This is a genomic window from Caulobacter sp. BE254, from assembly GCF_031457295.1.
In the GTDB taxonomy this organism is placed as follows: domain Bacteria; phylum Pseudomonadota; class Alphaproteobacteria; order Caulobacterales; family Caulobacteraceae; genus Caulobacter.
On record NZ_JAVDWJ010000006.1, the window covers coordinates 242,573 to 262,514 of the forward strand.

Annotated in this window: 23 protein-coding genes; 15 read left to right on the forward strand and 8 right to left on the reverse strand. The window is 68.5% G+C overall.

The annotated features are described in order from the left end of the window. Positions 1 to 3: 3 nt before the first annotated feature. Positions 4 to 462 (forward strand): response regulator, encoded by a 459-nt coding sequence (locus J2X41_RS13430; protein WP_310082445.1) that lies wholly within the window; start codon positions 4 to 6, stop codon positions 460 to 462. A 175-nt stretch (positions 463 to 637) separates the two neighbouring features. Here the strand turns inward: J2X41_RS13430 and J2X41_RS13435 are convergent, their stop codons facing one another. Both J2X41_RS13435 and J2X41_RS13440 read right to left on the reverse strand, forming a co-directional pair. Continuing rightward, positions 638 to 784 (reverse strand): hypothetical protein, encoded by a 147-nt coding sequence (locus tag J2X41_RS13435; RefSeq protein WP_310082446.1) that lies wholly within the window; start codon positions 782 to 784, stop codon positions 638 to 640. A gap of 46 nt (positions 785 to 830) precedes the next feature. Continuing rightward, on the reverse strand, positions 831 to 1,103 hold the full coding sequence (locus tag J2X41_RS13440) for a hypothetical protein (RefSeq protein WP_310082447.1): 273 nt from the start codon (positions 1,101 to 1,103) through the stop codon (positions 831 to 833). A 238-nt stretch (positions 1,104 to 1,341) separates the two neighbouring features. On the opposite strand from J2X41_RS13440, the gene J2X41_RS13445 reads away from it, so the two are divergent. After that, positions 1,342 to 2,868, forward strand: coding sequence for a response regulator (locus tag J2X41_RS13445; RefSeq protein WP_310082449.1), 1,527 nt, complete (start codon positions 1,342 to 1,344; stop codon positions 2,866 to 2,868). Positions 2,869 to 3,110: 242 nt separating this feature from the next. After that, a complete protein-coding gene (locus tag J2X41_RS13450; protein ID WP_310082450.1) occupies positions 3,111 to 3,752 on the forward strand; it encodes a DUF6796 family protein in 642 nt (213 codons plus the stop codon). 142 nt (positions 3,753 to 3,894) lie between these two features. On the opposite strand, the gene arsH is transcribed toward J2X41_RS13450, so the two are convergent. Then, a complete protein-coding gene (arsH, locus tag J2X41_RS13455; RefSeq protein WP_310082452.1) occupies positions 3,895 to 4,632 on the reverse strand; it encodes an arsenical resistance protein ArsH in 738 nt (245 codons plus the stop codon). Positions 4,633 to 4,689: 57 nt separating this feature from the next. Here arsH and J2X41_RS13460 point away from each other — a divergent pair, with 57 nt between their 5' ends. The 4 genes from J2X41_RS13460 to J2X41_RS13475 all read left to right on the forward strand — a co-directional run bounded on the left by J2X41_RS13460 (position 4,690) and on the right by J2X41_RS13475 (position 6,813). After that, positions 4,690 to 5,058: a helix-turn-helix transcriptional regulator gene (locus tag J2X41_RS13460; protein ID WP_310082453.1), complete on the forward strand. Its 369-nt coding sequence runs from the start codon at positions 4,690 to 4,692 to the stop codon at positions 5,056 to 5,058. Continuing rightward, on the forward strand, positions 5,055 to 5,729 hold the full coding sequence (locus J2X41_RS13465; RefSeq protein WP_310082454.1) for an MIP/aquaporin family protein: 675 nt from the start codon (positions 5,055 to 5,057) through the stop codon (positions 5,727 to 5,729). The genes J2X41_RS13460 and J2X41_RS13465 overlap by 4 nt, the downstream gene beginning before the upstream one ends. Next, positions 5,726 to 6,145: an arsenate reductase (glutaredoxin) gene (arsC, locus tag J2X41_RS13470; protein WP_310082456.1), complete on the forward strand. Its 420-nt coding sequence runs from the start codon at positions 5,726 to 5,728 to the stop codon at positions 6,143 to 6,145. Before J2X41_RS13465 ends, arsC begins: the two co-directional genes overlap by 4 nt. Positions 6,146 to 6,318: 173 nt before the next feature. Continuing rightward, on the forward strand, positions 6,319 to 6,813 hold the full coding sequence (locus J2X41_RS13475) for a type II CAAX prenyl endopeptidase Rce1 family protein (RefSeq protein WP_310082458.1): 495 nt from the start codon (positions 6,319 to 6,321) through the stop codon (positions 6,811 to 6,813). A 3-nt stretch (positions 6,814 to 6,816) separates the two neighbouring features. Here J2X41_RS13475 and J2X41_RS13480 read toward each other — a convergent pair whose 3' ends face one another. Further along, on the reverse strand, positions 6,817 to 7,173 hold the full coding sequence (locus J2X41_RS13480; RefSeq protein WP_310082459.1) for a hypothetical protein: 357 nt from the start codon (positions 7,171 to 7,173) through the stop codon (positions 6,817 to 6,819). Next, positions 7,170 to 8,459: a hypothetical protein gene (locus J2X41_RS13485; RefSeq protein ID WP_310082460.1), complete on the reverse strand. Its 1,290-nt coding sequence runs from the start codon at positions 8,457 to 8,459 to the stop codon at positions 7,170 to 7,172. Before J2X41_RS13485 ends, J2X41_RS13480 begins: the two co-directional genes overlap by 4 nt. Before the next feature lie 135 nt (positions 8,460 to 8,594). Between J2X41_RS13485 and J2X41_RS13490 the strand changes: the two genes are divergently transcribed. Next, positions 8,595 to 9,221, forward strand: a complete 627-nt coding sequence (locus tag J2X41_RS13490) for an ABATE domain-containing protein (protein ID WP_310082462.1) — start codon at positions 8,595 to 8,597, stop codon at positions 9,219 to 9,221. Positions 9,222 to 9,326: 105 nt separating this feature from the next. Here the strand turns inward: J2X41_RS13490 and J2X41_RS13495 are convergent, their stop codons facing one another. Further along, positions 9,327 to 11,021 carry an acyl-CoA dehydrogenase family protein gene (locus tag J2X41_RS13495; protein WP_310082463.1) on the reverse strand — a complete coding sequence of 565 codons (1,695 nt, stop codon included), beginning with the start codon at positions 11,019 to 11,021 and terminating at the stop codon, positions 9,327 to 9,329. Between the two features lie 104 nt (positions 11,022 to 11,125). On the opposite strand from J2X41_RS13495, the gene J2X41_RS13500 reads away from it, so the two are divergent. Then, a complete protein-coding gene (locus J2X41_RS13500; RefSeq protein ID WP_310082464.1) occupies positions 11,126 to 11,752 on the forward strand; it encodes a glutathione S-transferase in 627 nt (208 codons plus the stop codon). Between the two features lie 270 nt (positions 11,753 to 12,022). Beyond that, complete coding sequence (locus J2X41_RS13505) at positions 12,023 to 12,538, forward strand: hypothetical protein (RefSeq protein ID WP_310082465.1); 516 nt, start codon at positions 12,023 to 12,025, stop codon at positions 12,536 to 12,538. A gap of 466 nt (positions 12,539 to 13,004) precedes the next feature. Here the strand turns inward: J2X41_RS13505 and J2X41_RS13510 are convergent, their stop codons facing one another. Next, positions 13,005 to 14,426 (reverse strand): hypothetical protein, encoded by a 1,422-nt coding sequence (locus J2X41_RS13510; RefSeq protein ID WP_310082466.1) that lies wholly within the window; start codon positions 14,424 to 14,426, stop codon positions 13,005 to 13,007. A 257-nt stretch (positions 14,427 to 14,683) separates the two neighbouring features. Between J2X41_RS13510 and J2X41_RS13515 the strand changes: the two genes are divergently transcribed. From J2X41_RS13515 to J2X41_RS13535, 5 genes are all read left to right on the forward strand, one after another. After that, positions 14,684 to 15,259, forward strand: coding sequence for an SH3 domain-containing protein (locus J2X41_RS13515; RefSeq protein WP_310082467.1), 576 nt, complete (start codon positions 14,684 to 14,686; stop codon positions 15,257 to 15,259). A gap of 365 nt (positions 15,260 to 15,624) precedes the next feature. Then, the gene (locus J2X41_RS13520; protein WP_310082468.1) at positions 15,625 to 17,244 is read left to right on the forward strand and encodes a serine hydrolase; all 1,620 of its coding nucleotides are present in this window, start codon (positions 15,625 to 15,627) and stop codon (positions 17,242 to 17,244) included. Positions 17,245 to 17,334: 90 nt separating this feature from the next. Further along, positions 17,335 to 17,757: a hypothetical protein gene (locus tag J2X41_RS13525; protein ID WP_310082469.1), complete on the forward strand. Its 423-nt coding sequence runs from the start codon at positions 17,335 to 17,337 to the stop codon at positions 17,755 to 17,757. Positions 17,758 to 17,840: 83 nt separating this feature from the next. Further along, positions 17,841 to 18,257 (forward strand): Imm70 family immunity protein, encoded by a 417-nt coding sequence (locus J2X41_RS13530; protein ID WP_310082470.1) that lies wholly within the window; start codon positions 17,841 to 17,843, stop codon positions 18,255 to 18,257. 98 nt (positions 18,258 to 18,355) lie between these two features. Then, entirely contained in the window at positions 18,356 to 19,057 is a 702-nt protein-coding gene (locus tag J2X41_RS13535) for a hypothetical protein (protein ID WP_310082471.1), read from the forward strand. 226 nt (positions 19,058 to 19,283) lie between these two features. On the opposite strand, the gene J2X41_RS13540 is transcribed toward J2X41_RS13535, so the two are convergent. After that, a complete protein-coding gene (locus J2X41_RS13540; protein ID WP_310082472.1) occupies positions 19,284 to 19,886 on the reverse strand; it encodes a TetR/AcrR family transcriptional regulator in 603 nt (200 codons plus the stop codon). Positions 19,887 to 19,942: the final 56 nt, after the last annotated feature.

A 19,942-nucleotide genomic window follows, 5' to 3' on the forward strand; every position in this document is an offset into this window, starting at 1 on the left:
ATCATGACCGCGCCCCGAGACGGCGAAACCCGCAAGACCCTGATGATCGTCGAGGACGAGGTCATGGTGGCGATCGTCCTGAAGGACGAACTGGAGGACGCCGGATACAAGGTCCTGGATCTCACGGACCGCCACGCCGAGGCGGTCGAGGTCGCCATGGCGTGCAAGCCCGACCTGGCCCTGGTCAATATCCGGCTGGCCGGCCGCGATGACGGCGTGGCGCTGGCCGAGCATCTGAAGGACCTGGGAATTCCGGTGCTGTTCATCAGCGGACAGGTCAGCCGGGCCCGATCGGCCCAGACGGTGGCGATCGCTTCCCTGCCCAAGCCCTACGACGCCGCCGACATGGTGGTCGCTGTCGCCTATCTCCTGGCCCGCCTGCGCGGCGACGCGTCGCTGCCCAAGCCCAGCCAGCTGGAGGTGTTCGAAGGCGACGGCTTCGATCTCGCCCCGGCGGCCTAGCCAGACGCCAGGACGGCCGGCCGACCGCCCTGGGGACACCCCGTTGCAGGGTCGATCTCGCCAAAGGACGCCGGTTCGCCCCTTCGGCGTCCTGGGCCGGGAGGTCGGGCCCGTCCGGACACGAAAACGCCCGCCCCTCACGGAGCGGGCGTCCCGTCTAGCTCAGTCGGCTAGATCAGCAGCAAGGACCGCCGTTGCAGCAGGCCGCGCCGAGGGCGCAGCAGGCCTGGACGGCGCTGGTCACGGCGTCCGGCGCGGCGGCGTAGGCGGCCGTGGCGGAAGCCAGCAGCATCAAGGCTGCGGTCGAGAAGATGCGTTTCATGATGATTTTCCGATTCAGAAGGATGGGATTTGGTCTGAATTCGGCGTCATCGCGGCGGCGGAAGCTCCGGCGCCAGGGCGCGGCCGGGGGGCAACAGGGACGTCAGGGGCACGATGGGCGACGCCCCGATCTCGGCCGGCCCGACGACCAGGGCCTCGGGCGCGACCAGGACGTGGCAGGCCAGCAGGCAGGCGTCGGGGCACGGCGCCGCCTTGTCCTCGTCGTGGCACGGCGCCTCGGCGCAGCATTCGTCGCGCGGCGTCGCGGCGATGGCGGGCAGGACCGGCGCGGCGAACAGCAGGATCGCGCTCAGGAGCATCAGCCCCCGCGCCCACCAGCTGGTTCTCACGATCCGACCCGTCATGCGGCCACCCTGCCCCAACCTGCGGAATCAGGGAAGCGGCCGGCGCATCTTACGTAGCCAGCCCCCCCTCGCAGGCACGCGCCGCAGGGACAACCGGTCGCAGGCGCCGCACGGCAAACCCGCCGGCCATTTACGACTCCGCAACGCCAACCGGCGATGGTGAGATCCCAACGACGCCTCGCCGAACGGCTGCATGGACACGCTCGCCCGCCTTATCGACCGCCGAGCCCCGATCGACCCCGCGACGCCGTGCGCCGAGGTCCGGGCGCTGTTCGACACCCACACGCACATGGCGGCCGTGGCCGTGGCCGTCGACGGCAAGCCGGTGGGCCTGGTCTATCGCGACGTGTTCCTGGGCCAGATGGCGGTGGCGCCCGACCTGGCGCAGCGTCCGATCGTCGAGATCATGGACCGCGCCCCGCGCCTCATCGACGCCAACATGGACGTCGGCGCGTTCGTCGAACGCATCGCCCACAGCGCCATCCCCGTCTTCCGCAGCGCCTATGTCGGCGTCGACGAGGCCGGCGACTATGTCGGCGTCGGCGGTCTGAATTCGCTGCTCACCTCCCACCGCCGCCGCCAGCACGAGGCCGACGAGGCCATGGCCCTGGTCGAGCGCATGGCCCACGACATCGGCGCCCACCTGGACGGCGTCCTGGCCTTCACCGAACGGCTGGAGCAGTCGCGGCTGACGCCCGACGCCAGCGCCTATGTCCGGGCCATCGGCGACACCAGCCGCGACATGAGCCTGGTCCTGGGCCGCGCCATGGACCTGCGCCGCGCGGCGACCGGCGGCCTGGCCCTGTCGCCGGCCCCCGCCCTGCTGCGCGACCTCAGCGACGCCGTCGAGGCCCGCTGGGCGTCCCGCGCCGCCGAGGGCGGCAGCACCCTGCTGTTCTCCTATGACGGCGACCCCGAGGCCGCCGCCCTGATCGACGCCGACCGCGTGCTGCAGGTGTTCGACGCCCTGATCGAGAGCGCCTTGGCCCACGGCCGCGGGGTGATCGAGGCCAGCCTCAAGGCCCGTCCGGTCGAGGGCGGGCTGAGGCTCGAGGCCCGGGTGCGCGACAACGCCGCCGGCTCGGCCGAGGTCCGCCTGGCCCGGGTGTTCGACCCGCTGGGCGCGGCCACCATCGAGGACCGCAACGAACTGGCCCTGGGCGTCGGCATGGCCCTGGCCCACGGCCTGACCCGGGTCATGGGCGGCCCGCTGCGGGCCGAAGCCAACCTCGGCGCCGGCCTGACCCTGCAGTTCACCCTCACCGTGCCCGCCGCGACCCTGGCGACCGAGACCGACGACGCGCCGATGATGGACGCCCGCTCGGCCCACATCCTGATCGTCGACGACAACGCCACCAACCGCATGGTCGCCGAGGCGCTGTGCGAAATGTTCGACTGCACCTCCGAACAGGTGGTCGACGGCGTCGAGGCCGTCGAGGCCGCCAGGTCCGGCCGCTTCGACCTGATCCTGATGGACATCAAGATGCCGCGCATGGACGGCGTCACCGCCACCCGCGCCATCCGCGAGTTGCCCGGCCGGGCCGGCTCGGCCCCGATCGTCGCCCTGACCGCCAACGCCGACCCCACCGACGTGGCCACCTACATCGCCGCCGGCATGCAGGACGTGGTCGAAAAGCCGATCAAGCCCGAGCGCCTGGCCATGGTGCTGTCGGCCCTGCTGAGCGCCGCCGACGATGAAGACGCCGAGGCGGCGGCTTAAAGTCGTATCGACGTTCCGGCCCGCCCAATCGTCATTCCGCCTTTCGGTCAAGCCTTTGGTTCAACCGACGGCGAGACGCCTTGGCGCCGGCCGGCCTCTCGAGACCGACATTCCAACGACGGCGATCCGAGGTCGGCTTGCCGGCAGGATGTCCGTGGCAAGTTTCGCCCCGGTGCGGACATTGCTGATGCGCCCCTTGCCGCCCTCGACAGTAACCGCCTACAACCGGAGCGGGAGGCTCGATGACGAACCCTTTTGCTCGCTTCTTCGGCTACGCAGGACTCATCGGGGCCTGCGCCATGTTCGCTGGCGACATGCTCTTCTATGGGCAGTGGGGAAGCGGGGCCGACGCCCTGACAACGTCTCTCGATGTCGTTCGGCGTACCGATCCTCAGCGTTTGGCCTTCGGTGGATTCGCATCGATCATCGGTGGTCTTGGCTATGCACTCGGAGCTGGCCACGTCTACGCCCGGACAGCCGATAGGCCCGCCTGGCTTCGGCAGGCCGTTGCGGGCTCCATGCTCATCTTGGCGATTATCGCCACCGCGACGCATGCGGTCTGGGGTAGCTTTGCTTTGACGATGGCGCTCAACGGTCCGAGTAACGCTTTGGTCGCCAACTACCTCTCGACCTACTTTCTGATGGGCGGGGTTGTTGGCGCGCCGGCGTCACTTCTCTTGGCCGCAGCCATTCTGACACGCAGAACGCGATGGCCGATGTGGTTTGCCTTGGTGAACCCCGGCTTATTCTATCTTTTGCTCTCCAACGCCACATATCTCCCCGCTCCGCTTGGAGCACCGATCGTGGGCGGAGCGTTCAACATCGCATTCGCGCTTTTCTATGCATTCAGCGTCGCCCACTCGATGGTCCGGTCAAATTCATGATTTCGGCTTTCCATCTGTGGACGTCTTCAGCGGAGGGCTCCCGGCGCCAGGGCGACCGGGGCCGATGCGGTGATCGGACCAACGCCCGGGATCGTCATCAATCTGCGCGCGACGGGGTCCTCCTTCGAGTTAGCCCCGAGGCTCAGGCCGGAGCCCCCGCCTCGTGGCTCATCGCCGCCGCGCCCAGCGCGACGGGCTCGGCGATCCGGCCGCTGGCCTTGCGCTCGCTGTAGCGGTCGACCAGGTAGTCGGCCCGGTCGCGGGTCAGCAGGGTGAACTTGACCAGTTCCTCCATCACGTCGACCACCCGCTCGTAATAGCTGGACGGCCGCATGCGGTCGTGGTCGTCGAACTCGTTGTAGGCCATGGCCACCGACGACTGGTTGGGGATGGTGACCATCCGCATCCAGCGGCCGAGCAGGCGCAGGGCGTTGACCGCGTTGAACGACTGTGAGCCGCCGCTGACCTGCATCACCGCCAGGGTCTTGCCCTGGGTGGGGCGGACGCTGCCGATCTCCAGCGGGATCCAGTCGATCTGGGCCTTGATCACCCCGCTGATCGCCCCGTGCCGCTCGGGGCTGCACCAGACCTGGCCTTCGGACCACGCCGACAGGGCCCGCAGCTCCTGGACCTTGGGATGGTCGGGACCGGTGGCGTCGGGCAGAGGAAGGTCGCGCGGGTCGAAGATGCGGGTCTCGCAGCCCAGGCGCTGAAGAATGCGGGCCGCCTCCTCGACCAGCAGCCGGCTGAACGACCGGGCCCGCAGCGAGCCGTACAGCAGCAGGATCCGCGGCGGATGGGTCGACGGGGCCGAGACCTCCAGCCGCGCCCGATCGATCGGGGCCAGGAACTGCGGCTGCAGGGCGGGAAACTCGGTCATCGACGGCGGCTCCAAGATCGTCATTGATCCGTCTCATATTTCGATCATATTGGAAATATGGAATCGAGAGCCGCCGTCGCCGGCCTGTCCGCCCTGGGCCACGAAGGGCGCCTGGCCATCTTCCGCCTGCTGGTCCAGGCGGGGCCGGCCGGCGTGGCGGCGGGCGAGATCGCGCGGCAGCTGGACAGCCTGCCCAACACCCTGTCGGCCAATCTCAACGTGCTGTCGCACGCGGGCCTGATCGTCTCGCGCCGCGAGGGGCGGTCGATCGTCTATTCGGCCGACTTCGCGGCGATGAGCGGCCTGCTGGGCTTCCTGCTGGAAGACTGCTGCGCCGGCGCGCCGGAGATCTGCGCGCCGCTGGGCGACATCCTGGCCAAGGCCGCCGACTGCGGCCCGGCCTGCTCGCCGTCGCGGCCGTCGTGACCGCTGTCTCCCTGCCGCGCCGCCTGGCCGCCGAGGCGCTGGGATCGGGACTGCTGTTGGCCGTGGTGGTCGGCTCCGGGATCATGGGCGAGCGCCTGGCCGGCGGCAATGTCGCCATCGCCCTGCTGGGCAACACCCTGGCCACCGGCGCGGCCCTGGTCGTGCTGATCACCGTGTTCGGACCGCTGTCGGGCGCCCATTTCAACCCCGCCGTCACCCTGGTGGCCGCCCTCCGGCGCGACCTGCCGTGGCGCGCGGCCCTGGCCTATCCGCCGGCCCAGCTGGCGGGCGCGATCCTCGGCGTCTGGTGCGCCCACGCCATGTTCGGCGAGGCGATCTGGCAGGTCTCGACCAAGGCCCGTCTCGGCCCGGCCCAGGCCTTCGCCGAGTTCGTCGCCACCTTCGGCCTGGTCGCCACCATCCTGGGCACGGTGCGGTTCCGCCCGGACTTCACAGCGGTGGCCGTCGGCCTCTACATCACCGCCGCCTACTGGTTCACGGCCTCGACATCGTTCGCCAACCCGGCGGTGACGATCGCCCGCAGCCTCAGCGACACCTTCGCCGGCATCGCCCCCTCGGGCGTTGCGGCCTTCATCCTGGCCCAGGCGGCCGGCGCGCTGGTCGCGGCGGCGGTCTTCGGCTGGCTTCTGAGAGACGAGCAGACCCCATGACCGACGCCCCCGACTTCCCCGTGACGATCTTCCACAACCCCGCCTGCGGCACCTCGCGCAACGTCGTGGCCATGGTCCAGGCGGCCGGCTACGCGCCGACGGTGGTGGAGTACCTGAAGGCCGGCTGGACGGCCGACCAGCTGCGCGACCTGGCCGGCCGGGCGGGGGTGGCCGTCCGCGACCTGCTGCGCGAGAAGGGCACGCCGGCCGCCGAGCTGGGCCTGCTGGACGACCGGGTCGCTGAGAACCGCCTGGTCGAGGCCATGGTCGCCCACCCGATCCTGGTCAACCGCCCGCTGGTCGTCACCCCCAAGGGCGTCCGCCTGTGCCGGCCGTCCGAGACGGTGCTGGACCTGCTGGACCGCAAGCCGGCCAGCTTCAGCAAGGAGGACGGCGAGGTGGTGGTGCTGGGTTAGGGCTTCCTTTCCGTTGTCATCCCGGAAAGCGCGCAGCGCTTGTCCGGGATCCAGGTGAACCGCAAGGCGCCAGCCCAGTCCCCTGGGTCCCGGACAGCCCCTGCGGGGCTTCCGGGATGACAGCCTTGGAGGGGCGCTTCCAGGGTCCAGCACCGCGTTCTAGACTGCGGCCCATGCCCCCGCTCCGCCGCCTGCGCCGCGCCCTGACCACCCTGCCCGACGCGCGCGGCTGGGTGCTGTGCGGGCTGGTCGCCGCGGTCACGGGCGGAGCGATGGCCGCCCTGGGGTTCTCGACCGGCCTCTACGCCGTGACCCCGACGGAGCCTGGCCTGCCGCTGCGGCTGCTGACCGTGCTGTTCGTGCCGGCCCTGGGCGAGGAGATCCCGTTTCGCGGCCTGCTGGTCCCGGCCCGCGATGAAGCCGCCAGGCCCAGGACGGCCATCACGCTCTCGACCGCCCTCTATGTCGCCTGGCACCCGCTGGAGACCCTGACCTTCCTGCCGAAGGCGACGATGTTCCTGCGCCCGGACTTCCTGGCCTGCACCGCGATCCTGGGCCTGGGCTGCGCGCTGATGCGCTGGCGGACGGGCTCGCTGTGGCCGGCGGTGATCCTGCACGGCGGCTTCGTGGTGGTCTGGCAGACCTGGCTGGGCGGGGTGCGGCTATGAGGCCTAGAAGCTGAACGCCAGCTTGGCGCCGACGAACTTGCCGTCGGGGTCGTAGCCGCGGGCCCGGCCCGCCCCGCTGTCGTCGGCGTTGGGCTTGAGGCCGCACAGCAGGCCCGCGCCCAGCAGGGCGTCGCCGGCCACCTTGCCCTCGACCGAGGTCCGCGCCACGCCGGGCGGCAGCGGCGTCGGCGCGCGCGAATACAGCACCGGCAGGCCGGGCGCGGCCAGGTCCAGCGGCTTGGCCGGGGCCAGCGACAGCTTCGGCGCGACAGGCGGCGCGGCGATCTCGGCCTGGGCGGCGCCGACCAGGGCGAAGGCCGCGATCAGGGCGAGCGCGGCGGGGTGAAGAACGGGGTTCATGGCTTCAAGATGGGAAGCCGGCGGCGCGCGCCAAGGGCCCCGCCCACGGCGTCGCCTCTCTTGCCCGCCGCCGCGAGCACATAGGCAAGCACCGGCAACGCCAAGGCATAGGCGTACTGCGAACGCGAGACCCCGATGTTGAAGGGAAACCAGATACCGGGGACGCCCATCGCCGAGAGATCGGGCGCGAACAGACCAACCGACGTCAGCGCCATGGCGCTCAAGGCCGCGCCCCTGCGCCGCCCAAGGCGGGCGATGCGGACGCTGATGAGCGCCAAGGACAAGGCGATGAGCGCTCGCCCGGCCGCGGCCAATAACGGGCTTTCCACAAGGGCGCCGGCGACCAAGGCGACCCAGGCCGCCACCACGATGAACGAGACGAAGCGGCGGTCCTTGCCGTCGACCCAGGCATTCCAGGCCAACGCCCAGCCGAGCTTGGCGGCGGGCGCCAGGATCACGCCGTTTTGCCACAGGAGCCTCGGCAGGCTGATCATGTCGGACCAGGCCGTGACCGCATTGCCAAGTCGCAAGCCGGCGGCGGCGATGAGAGCAAAGCCAATCCAGAGCGCAAATTCCCGGCGATCCGGAGCGCGCGCGACAAACGCGGCCATGACGACGAGCAGCAGCATCAACGCCGGCTCGACCGCATCGACGACGTAGCCGGCGATCGTTCGCCGCCACTGAGCCTGATGCAGTCTCCGGCCCTGGGTCGGCGATGCGAGCACCGGAACGGTGCGCAAGCCGCCGCTCAGCCCGTCGCGGTCCACGTGGGGCTGCATGAAGGTTCGGATCGCAAGCACCGCCGTCGACTTCCCGCCCGAGGGCGGCAGCTTCACCAGCAACGGCCGCGTAGCGCTGACCCTGGGCGAACCCGACAGGCTGCCGACCCAGCCAACGGGTCGGCCGTCCCAGAACATCTCATAACCGTCGTCGACGACCGGCGGACCGACGAGCACCAGGTCGCCCTGCTGGGGCAGGATCACCTGGCGTCGATACCAGCCATAGCCTTCGACCTGGTGGTGGCCGCGCGCGCGCCAGCCATCGAAATAGCCAGGGATGCCGACGTCGCCATCGCGAAGGCTCGGATCCGAAACTAGGGCCAGACGGTCCCAGTCTTGATCGTCCGCTCCGGGCTCGGCCCAGGCGAGATTGTCGCCCGGATGGAAGCGCCAGGCGCCGTCGAGCGCTTGCCCCGAGCCCTGCGGATCAGGCTGGCCGCCAACCCAGAGCGCGCCGGTCACGCCAAGCCCGAGGATGAGCCACAGAATCCAGAACCCGTTTCGCATCGACCGGATGAGATCGCGCCGCCGAGCGCGTGGGCCGGGCGCTGGCCGAGCCGGGGAAGAAGCTGCAAGGTCGAGTTCCATTGTTACCGTCTATTTCGGTTTCAATGGTAGAGTCAAACCTGTTAGATCGGTGACATGAACGCTTCAGCGCCCCGGCCCATCGCCGCTGTCCGTCTGGATGGCGGGCGGCTGTGCATCGACTTCGCCAATTCGATCCATGATCGTTTCGCCACGCCCGCCGAGGACTATCTGGCGACGCCCGAGCGGTATGAGGAATGGGCCCGGCGCGCCGGAGCCCTGAGCCCTGACGAGCCTGTCAGCCTGCCGAACGGCCATGAGGCCAGGGCCCGCCTGATGGACGACATTCGCGGACTGCGGGACACGGCCTTTCGCGTCCTGACCGCGCATATCGACGGCGCGCCGCTTCCCACGGCCGCCTTGCGGACGTTGAACGCATGGCTGCTGGACGTTCGGAAGGATCAGAAGATCACCAGCGACGGACAGCTGGCGCTCCGCGCCAGGCCCGGGGACGCGCGCCTTCCGCTAAAGCGGGTCACGCTCGATCTCGTCGAGGTTCTGGCGGATTCGAGCCGCGGCGAATTCAAGCTTAAACACTGCGACAATCAAAGTTCGTGCGGCTGGATTTTCGCCGACACATCCAAGAACGGTCGCCGCCGGTGGTGCTCGATGCAGACCTGCGGCGCCATGCACAAGATGGCCTTGTTTCGTCAAAGATCCTCGGCGCCGCCGGATCCGATTTGAGCCCCGGCGACCGGCGTTATTGTCCGGCCCGCCAATGACACGGCAGGTCCGGGCGTCTTGGAGACCGTCAGGGGTGTCATCTCGGCGCCTCGGCGCGGGCGGGGCCTAGTTCCCCTCCTCCAGCAGCCGCCGGGCGATGACCTGGGCCTGGATCTCGCCGGCGCCCTCGAAGATGTTGAGGATCCGGGCGTCGGCCAGCAGGCGGCTGGCGGCGTATTCCAGGGCGAAGCCGTTGCCGCCGTAGATCTGCAGGGCGTTGTCGGCGGCGGCCCAGGCGACGCGGGCGGCGACCAGCTTGGCCATGCCGGCCTCGAGGTCGCAGCGCTTGCCATCGTCCTTCTGGCGGGCGGCGTAATAGGTCAGCTGGCGCACGCCCATGATCTCGGCGGCCATCATGACCAGCTTGTTGTGGACGCGGGGGAACTCGAAGATGGCCTGGCCGAACTGCTGGCGGTCGAGAGCGTAGCCGAGGCCGGTCTCCAGCGCCGCCTGGGCCACCCCGACCGCGCGGGCGGCGGTCTGGATGCGGGCGCTCTCGAAGGTGGCCATCAGCTGCTTGAAGCCCTGGCCCGGGACGCCGCCCAGCAGGTTCGCGGCCGGCACGGTAAAGCCGTCGAAGCCCAGCTCGTACTCCTTCATGCCGCGATAGCCGATCACCCCGATCTCGCCGCCGCTCATGCCCTCGGCCGGGAAGTCGTCGCCCGGGACGCCGCGCGGCTTCTCGGCCAGCAGCATCGACAGGCCGCGATAGTCGGTGGTGGCCGGGTCGGTGCGGACCAGCAGGGTCATGACGTCGGCGCGGGCGGCGTGGGTGATCCAGGTCTTGTTCCCGGTCACCGCGTACTGGTCGCCCTTCAGCTCGGCGCGGGTGCGCAGGCTGCCCAGGTCCGAGCCGGTGTTGGGCTCGGTGAAGACGGCGGTCGGCAGGATCTCGGCCGAGGCGATCCGGGGCAGCCAGTACTGTTTCTGCGCCTCGGTGCCGCCGGTCAGGATCAGCTCGCCGGCGATCTCCGAGCGGGTGGCCAGCGAGCCGACGCCGATCCAGGCCCTCGACAGCTCCTCGGACACCACGCACATGGCGGTCTTGCCCATGCCGCTGCCGCCGTACTCTTCGGGGATGGTCAGGCCGAACACGCCCAGGGAGCCCAGCTCCTCGACTAGCTCGATCGGGATCAGCTGGTCCTGCAGGTGCCAGTCCTGGGCGAAGGGGGTGACCTTCTCCTCGGCGAAGGCGTGGAACTGGTCGCGGACCATCTCGAAGGTCTCGTCCAGCCCCGTCCGCTCCAGGGTCGGGCGGCCGCGGGCCTCGGCCAGGCGGCGGGCGAGGCGGGTCTTCACCGCCTGGGTCCCGCCCTCGACCATCAGCTTCATCAGTCCGTTGGAATAGAGCCGGTTCAGCACCGCGCGGTCGGTGACCAGGTGGGCCGGGCGGACGATCTCGCCCTGGTTCATCGGCACGCCGCCGACCAGCTGGGCGCAGTATTCGGAGAACAGCAGCTGGGCCAGCAGGGCCTCGACCTCGCCGAACCGGCCCTCGGCCTCCAGCCGCTCGGCCCAGCCGGCCACCTGGTTCATCAGCTCGGCATAGGCGGCGTACCAGCCATAGCCGTGCACCTGGTGCTGGTGTTCGTCGGCCAGGGCGCGGTCGATCCGGCCGTCGGGACCGGCGATCGCCGCCTTCACCGCCGGCCGGGCCTCGGCCACGAACAGCTGGGCGGCCCCGGCGGCCTCGCGCAGCAGCATGGTCAGGCCGGGCAGGATCGGGGACTTCGGAGTTTCCTGGGCGACCGTCCCGGTCATGGCTTGCTCCCGTGCGCCAAACAGTTGTTTTCTTTCACTGTGGAGCCTTTCGCAGCTGCGAGCAATGCCGCAGCGCAGCATAACGGCCCATCGAGGGAAGAAACATGCTGGTCGTCCACCATCTCAACGAGTCGCGCTCGCAGCGGATCCTCTGGCTCCTGGAGGAGCTGGCCCTGCCCTACGAGGTCCGCTTCTACGAGCGCGATCCCCAGACCCGCCTGGGACCACCGGCCCTGCTGCAGGTCCACCCGCTGGGCAAGTCGCCGGTGCTGACCGACGGGGCGGCGACGATCATCGAGAGCGGGGCCATCACCGACTATGTGATCCGCCGCCATGCCGGCGGTCGCCTGGCGCCCGACCCGGCCAGCCCCGACTACGACGCCTACCAGCAGTGGCTGCACTATGCCGAGGGCTCGGCCATGCTGCCGATGCTGCTGCGGCTGTATGTCGGCCGGCTGGGCGAGGCCGGCGCGCCGCTGCACCCGCGCATCGACAGCGAGATGGCCAACCACCTGGCCTATGTGGACGGCGCGCTGGCCGGCCGGGCGTTCTTCGTCGGCGACGATTTGACCGGCGCCGACATCCAGATGAGCTTCGTGGCCGAGGTCGCCAAGGCGCACGGCCGGCTGGCCGACTATCCCAACCTTTCGGCCTGGATCGTGCGGATGCACGAACGGCCGGCCTGGAAGGCGGCGCTGGAGAAGAGCGGGCCTTACAAGCTGGGGGAATAGGGCGCGGCAGGACGCCCCCTCCGTCCGCTGCGCGGCCACCTCCCCCGTTTCACGGGGGAGGAGAAGATCGCCGCCGCATCCTCCTCACCCGCAAAGCGGGGGAGGTGGCGCGATGCGGATACGCATCGTGACGGAGGGGGCGTCCGCCGCCGCCGAAATCCCTCACCCCAGGGTTACACACAGCCACATGCTCACGCGCGCTTCCCAAGCTTGACAATATCGGCTTAGGTGGCGGAGCGGGACGGGGCCGCGGGGGAAAGATCTGTGAAAATGTTCTGCAAGGCCGCCATCGCGGCGGTTTTAGTCATGACCGCCACGGGCGCTCAGGCTGATCCAATCAAGATTCCAGAAGGTACTGAGTTTTCGGTCCGTGTTGAGGATCAGCTCTCCAGTTCCACAGCGGAAAAAGGTGACCGCTTCACGATTAGTCTTGAGGATGACGTCAGATTGCCCGATGGAACTATCCTACATGCCGGCTATCGCGGGGTTGGAGAAGTTGTCGAAGCTCGCAACAACGGCATGCTCGGTAAAAACGGGAAGCTAAACGTTCGCCTCGTCTATCTGAAGGTTGGCGAGGACCGCATCAGGCTCCGGGCCAACAAAGGGGCCAAAGGCGAAACTCGCGTGGGCGCGACAGTCGCTACCGTAATCTTGTTTTGGCCGGCGGCGCCTTTCATTAAAGGCAAGGACGTCAGTATCAAGAAGGGGGCCATTATGACGGCGTATGTTGATCAGGACACTGACCTACCTTCTCCCTTGCCGCCACCTCCCGGTGGCCCCGAGTAGATTGATCGCGAACCTAGTCGCGGCCGGATGCACAGCCAACTAAGTTTGCGGTCCGTCGACACCACGAAGCCCCCTCCTACCGGAGGGGGCTTTTTCTTTGCGCCCAAGGACCCATCGGCGGCCAACGCCGTGCGTGGTCCTCGTCCTTCGACAAGCTCAGGATGAGGACCAATTTGCAGGCCGAGCAGTAGAAAACCTCATCCTGAGGCTTGTCGAAGGACGAGGTTTTCGGCCCCAGGAGCTGAACGCCGATCCGTTCCAGCCCTTTCCGGCGGGCGATCGTACCAGTTCGGGGTCCAAAGAACTGTCATCCCGGACAAGCCCGGCGACAGCCGGGCGCCGATCCGGGACCGCCGCAAGCGCGGGCGCTCACGCCCCGGTCCCGGATCTTCGCGCTGCGCGCTCGTCCGGGATGACAACCTCTTTGCCCGTGGGCGCCCTCGCCCCTCCGCGAGAGAGCCAACCCCTACGGCGGCGCGTCGGCCACGGCCCAGGAGAAGTCGGTGTGGGTGGTCAGGGTGGTGAAGTAGTTAGGGTCGGTGAAGAAGGCGATCGGCTTTTTGTAGTCGGCCGGGTAGCTGGCGTTGCCGATCAGCGCCACGCCGTGACAGCTGACGCAGTTGGAGGTGACCCCGACCGGAATGCCCGGCGAGGTCTCCAGATAGGGGTTGAAGCACACCGTCATGGTCGCGCCCCCCGACGTGGTCGTCTGGGCGTAGGCCGTGCAGGCGGCGTAGTTGTTCCACGGCGCGCCCAGGCCGGACGGCTGGCCCTGCTTGCTGCCCGGGAAGTTGTTGGGCGTGTCGCCGCCCGGCTGCCACCAGAAGGTCTGCCAGGTCCAGAACGGGATTTCCTTGGTGTTGACGTGCATGGCCAGCAGCACGCTGTAGTCGCCCGCCGCGGCCTGGACCGCCCCGTTTTCGGTGGCCGCGTTGAAGCTCTGGGCCTCGGCGGCGTTCATCTGGTCGGCGTAGAAGGTGCTCAGCGGCGCCCACAGATAGGTCTTGCAGGCCAGGTGCTGGGCCTGGACGCTGGCGGCGACGCTGCTGATCTCGGCCGTCGTCGCGGCGCGGACGGCGCCGCTCGCGCCCGGCTGGACCAGCACGCAGCTCATCCAGGTGTCGGGCGTGGGATGGGCGGCGTTGGTCGAGGCCGAGGGTCCCTGCCACAGCGGCTGGACGGTCAGGCCGCTGGCCTTGACCAGGCCGAACACCGGCTTGGTCTCGATGGCCTGGACGGGGAATTCGTTGATCCCCCGGTTCTGCGGCGTGGTCCCCGCCGGCCAGGCGGCGTTCAGCTTGGTCAGGCTGGCGCTGCTGGCGTAGGAATAGGTCCCGCCGCCGGGCCCGGATTGCGGCGCGCCGATGAAGCCGGCGGCCTGCGGGTCGAACTTGACGTCGACCGCGATCGGGAACTTGGCGTGGGCCGCCATCGCCAGCGCCCGCAGCCGTGCGTCCTTGGTGTGGTGGAACTGGGCCGGCGACTGGAACCTGCGATCGGTGCTCGGTTTGGCCGCCGCCTCGGTCTTGAGCGAGGCGTTCTGGGCCTGGGGCTGGGGGAAGACGGTCGTGGCGTCGGCCCAGGTATCCCAGATCGGCAGCTGCTGCTGACCCACGGACTGGCCCGACGGGGCGGTCATGGCCTGCCACAGGCTCCAGGCGTGGCCCTGGATCGCGGCCGTGTCGTTGTTGGCCACCCAGCCGTTGATCGTCGCGGCCGGCACGGGGAAGTTCGGCCCGACCGGCAGGGGCACCGGCGTCACTGCGGCCGTGGCCGCCGCCGGGGTCGCCTTCTCGCCGCCGCCCGTCGTCTTGGCCGCGTCGCAGCCGCCCACGGCCAGCACCACCATCGCGGCCGCCGCCGTCAGACCGATGTCGCGCCTGTTCATTCCAGCCCCTCCGTCGCTACCCGTGGCCGCATCCGGACCGGACACGCGCACAGGCAGTAGCGTCCACGAATCCACAATCGTCAATAGAAATGGAATTTGACGCTCGGATAACGCGACCTGTGGATACGCGGAAAGAAATCTTCACATGAACGAAATCTGTCAGCCGACCTGACGGCGCCGTTCAGCTTCGCCTTGGCATGGTGCGTCTCACGGGGCCGACGGCTCCGGAGCCATCAAGGGACGAAGGACTAACGACCATGACCAACACCAAGACCATCCAGACGATCGCCGCGAGCCTGGCCATGGCCGCCACCGCCCTGACCCTGGTCGCGGCGCCCACCGCGGCCAGCGCCATGTCGCAGAAGCTGGGCGGGGTCGTCGGCTGCGACGCCTCGGGCGGCAAGCAGGAAGTCGGCGCCGTGCTCGGCGGCGTCCTGGGCGCCGTCGCCGGCAACAAGCTGGCCAAGCATGACCGCGGTACGGGCACCGCCATCGGCGCCGTGGTCGGCGCGGGCGCGGGCTCCTACGCCGGCTGCCAGATGCAGAAGAGCCGGGCGGCCAACAACGCCGGCGGCGTCTACACCAGCAACGGCATCCGCGTCGCCAGCTCGGTCGACGCGGTCCCGATGACCAAGATCAAGGGCAAGTACGTCGCCCGCTCGACCCTGAACCTGCGCAGCGGCGCCTCGACCCGCGCCCAGGCCGTGGGCTCGGTCCAGGCCGGCGAGACCTTCCAGGCCCTGGGCCGCACCGGCGACGGCAAGTGGATCCTGGTCGGCCAGGACGGCGTCGGCGTCGGCTACGTCTCCAGCGCCTACGTCTACCGGGCGTAACACCACTGGGGACAGGCGCATGCGCCCGTCCCGGGGGCCGCTTAGCGTCAGGCCCAGTACGGCAAGCCCGTCTGCCCCCCCCCCCGGCAGGCGGGCTTGTTGCTGTCATGAGCGCCGCCGAAAAAAGAACCCTCTCCCAGAGGGAGAGGGAGGGGCCCGCGACGCAGTCGTGGGAGGGTGAGGGGTTACACCCTCACCGATTTCTCACAAACGCCCTGCCGGCACGCCGTCGGACGCCTTACCCCCTCACCCTCCCATGCTCCGCATGGGCCCCTCCCTCTCCCCATGGGAGAGGGTTTTTCGCGCCTTGCCCCGCCGTCACGGCTAGGCTTCAGTGCGCTCCTGACTTCATCCAGGACGCCTCCATGATCGCCACGACCCGCCGCGCCGCCCTGCTGTCGGCCTTCGCCACCGTCGGGGCCGCGGCGCTGGCCAGGCCGGCCTTCGCCAGGCAGACGGGCAAGGCCGGGGCGGCCGTCGACCAGTTCGCCCAGGAGGTCATGGCCGCCTTCCCCGACGAGCCCGGCCTGGGGATCACCGTCGTCGAGGACGGCGAGATCACCCTGGCCAAGGGCTATGGCGTGCGCCGCCTGGGCGGGCCCGACAAGGTCACCGACTCCACCCTGTTCGGCGTGGCCTCCAACACCAAGGCCTTCACCGCCGCCGCCCTGGCCATGCTGGTCGAGGAGGGCAGGCTGGCCTGGGACGACCCGGTCACCAAATACCTGCCGGCCTTCGAGATGAGCGACCCGATCGTCACCAGGCTGATGACCGTGCGCGACCTGCTGTGCCACCGCTCGGGCCTGACCCTGGGGGCCGGCGACCTGATGATCTGGCCCAACCCCATCCACACGCGGGCCGACATCGTGGCGGGCCTGAAGTACCTGCCGATCGGCGGCCAGTTCCGGGGCGGCTACGCCTATGACAACGTGCTGTACGTGGCGGCCGGCGAGGTGATCGCCGCCCTGACCGGCGCGCCGTGGGAGGTGTTCATCCAGAAGCGGATCCTCGACCCGCTGAAGATGACCGACAGCGTGCCCCTGCCCTCGCTGATCGGCGACCGGCCGCGGGCCGAGCCGCACGCCCGCATGGGTCCGCCGGTGCGGGGCCTGGGTCCGCAGACCGTGCTGCCGTTCGACGGCAGCTTCGACTCGGCCGGCGCGGCCGGCGGCCTCAACGCCAGCCCGCGCGACATCGGCAAGTGGATGCAGGTCCAGTTGGGCCTGGGGACCGCGCCGGGCGGGGTCAAGCTGTGGACCGAGGCCTCGGGCCGCGAGATGTGGAAGCCGCAGACCATCACCGCCTGGTCCGACGGCCCGACCGCCGACAACCCGGTGCGCGCCTCGCTGCAGGCCTACGCCCTGGGCTGGTTCGTCAACGATCATCGCGGCGAGAAGATCGTCTGGCACACCGGCGGCCTGGCCGGCTTCATCTCCTATACCGGCCTGCTGCCGGGCCGGAAGTCGGGGATCATGGTGATGACCAACGCCGAGGAGGCGCCGGTCTTCCGCAGCCTGCGCTACGGCGGTCCCGACCGGCTGCAGGGCCGCAGCGACTTCGACTGGATCGCCTCCAGCAAGAAGGTCCAGGCCGAGGCCGACGCCAAGCTGGTCAAGGACGCGGCCGAAGCCATGACCCCCAAGGGCGGCGGCGCAAATGGCGGCGCGCCTCCCACCCTGCCGCTGGCCGCCTATGCCGGAACCTATCGCGATCCTTGGTACGGCACGGTGACGGTGTCCGTCGCGGGGAAAGGCAAGAAGACATCCCTGAAGATCGCCTTCGACAAGACCCCGGCCCTGAGGGGCGCGCTGGAGACCTTCGACGGCGACACCTTCAAGACCCGCTTCGACGACCGCTCGCAGGAGGACGCCTTCGTGGTGTTCGCGGTCAAGGACGGCGCGGTGACGGGGGCCACGATGCGCGCGGTCTCGCCGCTGGCGGACTTTTCGTATGATTATCAGGACCTGAAGCTGGTGAAGACCTGATCCCTCCTGCCCGTCAACAGGGCGGCGCGGCGGGTGGTGGGGGCCGAACGCGCGAACCGTCGATCACGGTTGAACTAAGGGATATCGGTGATGGAGTTCCCCGTTTCGCCACTCAAAGGTGTCGGCAGCATAGAATTCGGAATGACGCCGGGCGAGGTTCGGGCTCGAATCGGCTCCACGCCAAAATCGTTCAAGAGAACGCCGCAGGCCGTGTTTCCTTGCGATTATTTCGAGGCGGAAGGTGTGTTTTGCTATTATGACGCCGAAGGCCGTCTGGAAGCCGCGGAATTCGCGCCGCCGGCTTCGCCGACCCTCAACAGCCTCGACCTGCTGGGACTTGCTCTCGACGAGGCAACGGCAATTCTGTCGCGCCTTGACCCCGAGATCGAACGAGAAGTGGATGGTGCGATCGCCCACGGGCTCGGGATCAGCATCTATGCCTCATTGGCGAAGGACGACCCTTCGGCGCCGGTTGAAAGTGTGATCGCCTTCCGGTCAGGCTATTACGACTGATCGAGGCGCGACATGCCCTGGTTGTGAGCGTTTGCATCGGCAAAGCCAAGCTTGATCGACCTCATGACAGCGGGGGTAAAGGCATGACGGTCGGCATCGAACTTGGAAGCATCATCGACGAAGTCGGCACGGGCGATTTCTTCCACGCGTTCTTCTCGACGATCTCGGGCAATCTCGAACCGAAGGGGTGGGGATCGCGCTTTCCGGTGCTGATGAACAAGCTTTACCAGGGCGAGGTGACCCAGCCGGACGCGGCCGCGGCCTTGGCCGAACTGGATCAGGCCAGCGCCGAACTGGCCAAGCTGCCGGTCAGCAAGGTGATCTGGGATGTCGAGGACCGGTCCAAGGCGCCGCCCTGGGGCAATAATATCGCCAAGACCATCACCAACCTGTCCAACTATTTCGTCGCCTCGACCGGGCGCGACCTGGTTGAGCTGCTGCGTGAGGTGCTGGTGGAGTTGAAGGACGCGGGCGGCGTCGCCAAGGTGGTGAACTACTGAGCCAAGGACGGCGCGCATCGTGGATTCAGGGGGTTTCAGGACCGCGCGGATGAGGGCGAACGATCCGACCGGAACGTCGAGCTGGAAATATTAGAACGATGAAGACCTTGTTCGACGGAAAATACGCTCCGATCACGGATACGATTGGATTCATACGCTGTAGCCCCACGCGCGCGGCGGAGTTTTTTGTTGAATGGCAACGACCTATACAGGACAAGCGCGGGGTTTCGGTTGATGCGAAAAGTATCAAAGGTAGCTTGGAAGCAAACCTACAGCGCCTGGCGCCGCTGACCAGTGTTGAGCGGCGGCGATATTTCTTCATCCCTACCCGCTCGAATTGGACCGCTTTCCTGGACAATGGTCATCAGGGGACCGACGCGTTTTCACCGCTGTCATACATGGCGGAAAAGCTTTCTTGCGAAGCTGCGCGCGCGACCTATGACCCAGGAGCAAGGGACAGTTCGGATCTGGCGGTGATCTGGGAGCTGTACAGGCCGCATGTCGTAGACTTTTCGAATACCGTTCGCGCCGTATTCGTCGCTGATGATGGAAATGGGTTGATCTTTTCAGAAAGCGGCGAGGTTCAGCCCTACGAAGACGTGGAAAAATATTCCAGCCGATTGAAAAGGGATCGCTTCACGCCACAGATGCTTGACCGCTATTTGCGCGCCCTCGGCATCGAAGCTTTCGACGAGAACTTTTATCAGCCGGAGGATCAAGCAGCTATTTTCATAGAGAAATTTGGCCCCATCGCGCCCGCCTCGCGAGAATTCCAGCTCACTGACTTGCAGGGCGCCTAGAACATCGCCCTGCTGCGTGAGGTCCTGGTGGAGCTGAAGGACGCGGGCGGGGTCGCCGCCGCCTTCGCGCCTTCGCCAAGACCGAGACCGGCGCGGCGGCGGTCGAGAGCGCGCTGGTCCTGAGCCTGACGGCGGCGATGATCTATGTCTTCAAGACGACCAGCGGCGTCGCGGCCCTGGTCAAGCCCTTCCGGCAGGCGGCGGCGACGCTCCTGCGCGCCCTGGGCTAAACCGGACGCCACCCCTCGGCGATGAGCTGGATCTGCTTGTCCATCGTCGCCGACAGCTCGGCGGCGGCGGCCTGGCGGCAGGCGGCCATGCGGTAGTTCCAGGCGTAGGTCGCCTTGAGCACGTCGATGGCCAGTTGGGGATCCAGGTCCGGGCGGACGTCGCCGCGCGCGATCCCTTCCTGCAGCACCTCGCGCAGCATGTCGGTCAGGCGCTCGTTGCGGCCGTAGGGCGTGACGCCCGGGTCCTGGCTGGGGCTGTAGGAGGCGGCGATGTGGGCCAGGAACAGCTTCACCCGCCGGGTCTCGAACTCGTAGTGGATGGCGAAGATCGAGCACAGCCGATCCGCCGTCGAGCCGCGCAGGTACGGCACGACCCTGTCGAACTCGGCATAGAGCTCGCCCAGGCGCCGGTCCATGACATGGCTGAGCACCTCCGCCTTGGAGGCGAAGGTGGTGAAGACGCTGCCGACCGAGACCCCCGCCCGTTCGGCGATCGCCCGGATGGTGGTCTCCTCGTAGCCCGTCTCGTTGAACAGGTCGCGCGCCGCCTCGAGCACCTTCTCGCGCGTCGCCTGCTTCTGATCGTCTCTCACGCCCACGCACTGTCCCCCCGGATAGGCTGCGTCGCTTTATTGATCCGGGGGCGGACGCTCCG

Coding starts and splice junctions, on each gene's coding strand:
- J2X41_RS13430 (WP_310082445.1), top strand. CDS start 4: ATGACCGCGCCCCGAGACGGCGAAACCCGCAAGACCCTGATGATCGTC.
- J2X41_RS13435 (WP_310082446.1), bottom strand. CDS start 784: ATGAAACGCATCTTCTCGACCGCAGCCTTGATGCTGCTGGCTTCCGCC.
- J2X41_RS13440 (WP_310082447.1), bottom strand. CDS start 1,103: ATGCTCCTGAGCGCGATCCTGCTGTTCGCCGCGCCGGTCCTGCCCGCC.
- J2X41_RS13445 (WP_310082449.1), top strand. CDS start 1,342: ATGGACACGCTCGCCCGCCTTATCGACCGCCGAGCCCCGATCGACCCC.
- J2X41_RS13450 (WP_310082450.1), top strand. CDS start 3,111: ATGACGAACCCTTTTGCTCGCTTCTTCGGCTACGCAGGACTCATCGGG.
- arsH (WP_310082452.1), bottom strand. CDS start 4,632: ATGACCGAGTTTCCCGCCCTGCAGCCGCAGTTCCTGGCCCCGATCGAT.
- J2X41_RS13460 (WP_310082453.1), top strand. CDS start 4,690: ATGGAATCGAGAGCCGCCGTCGCCGGCCTGTCCGCCCTGGGCCACGAA.
- arsC (WP_310082456.1), top strand. CDS start 5,726: ATGACCGACGCCCCCGACTTCCCCGTGACGATCTTCCACAACCCCGCC.
- J2X41_RS13475 (WP_310082458.1), top strand. CDS start 6,319: ATGCCCCCGCTCCGCCGCCTGCGCCGCGCCCTGACCACCCTGCCCGAC.
- J2X41_RS13480 (WP_310082459.1), bottom strand. CDS start 7,173: ATGAACCCCGTTCTTCACCCCGCCGCGCTCGCCCTGATCGCGGCCTTC.
- J2X41_RS13485 (WP_310082460.1), bottom strand. CDS start 8,459: ATGCGAAACGGGTTCTGGATTCTGTGGCTCATCCTCGGGCTTGGCGTG.
- J2X41_RS13490 (WP_310082462.1), top strand. CDS start 8,595: ATGAACGCTTCAGCGCCCCGGCCCATCGCCGCTGTCCGTCTGGATGGC.
- J2X41_RS13495 (WP_310082463.1), bottom strand. CDS start 11,021: ATGACCGGGACGGTCGCCCAGGAAACTCCGAAGTCCCCGATCCTGCCC.
- J2X41_RS13500 (WP_310082464.1), top strand. CDS start 11,126: ATGCTGGTCGTCCACCATCTCAACGAGTCGCGCTCGCAGCGGATCCTC.
- J2X41_RS13505 (WP_310082465.1), top strand. CDS start 12,023: ATGTTCTGCAAGGCCGCCATCGCGGCGGTTTTAGTCATGACCGCCACG.
- J2X41_RS13510 (WP_310082466.1), bottom strand. CDS start 14,426: ATGAACAGGCGCGACATCGGTCTGACGGCGGCGGCCGCGATGGTGGTG.
- J2X41_RS13515 (WP_310082467.1), top strand. CDS start 14,684: ATGACCAACACCAAGACCATCCAGACGATCGCCGCGAGCCTGGCCATG.
- J2X41_RS13520 (WP_310082468.1), top strand. CDS start 15,625: ATGATCGCCACGACCCGCCGCGCCGCCCTGCTGTCGGCCTTCGCCACC.
- J2X41_RS13525 (WP_310082469.1), top strand. CDS start 17,335: ATGGAGTTCCCCGTTTCGCCACTCAAAGGTGTCGGCAGCATAGAATTC.
- J2X41_RS13530 (WP_310082470.1), top strand. CDS start 17,841: ATGACGGTCGGCATCGAACTTGGAAGCATCATCGACGAAGTCGGCACG.
- J2X41_RS13535 (WP_310082471.1), top strand. CDS start 18,356: ATGAAGACCTTGTTCGACGGAAAATACGCTCCGATCACGGATACGATT.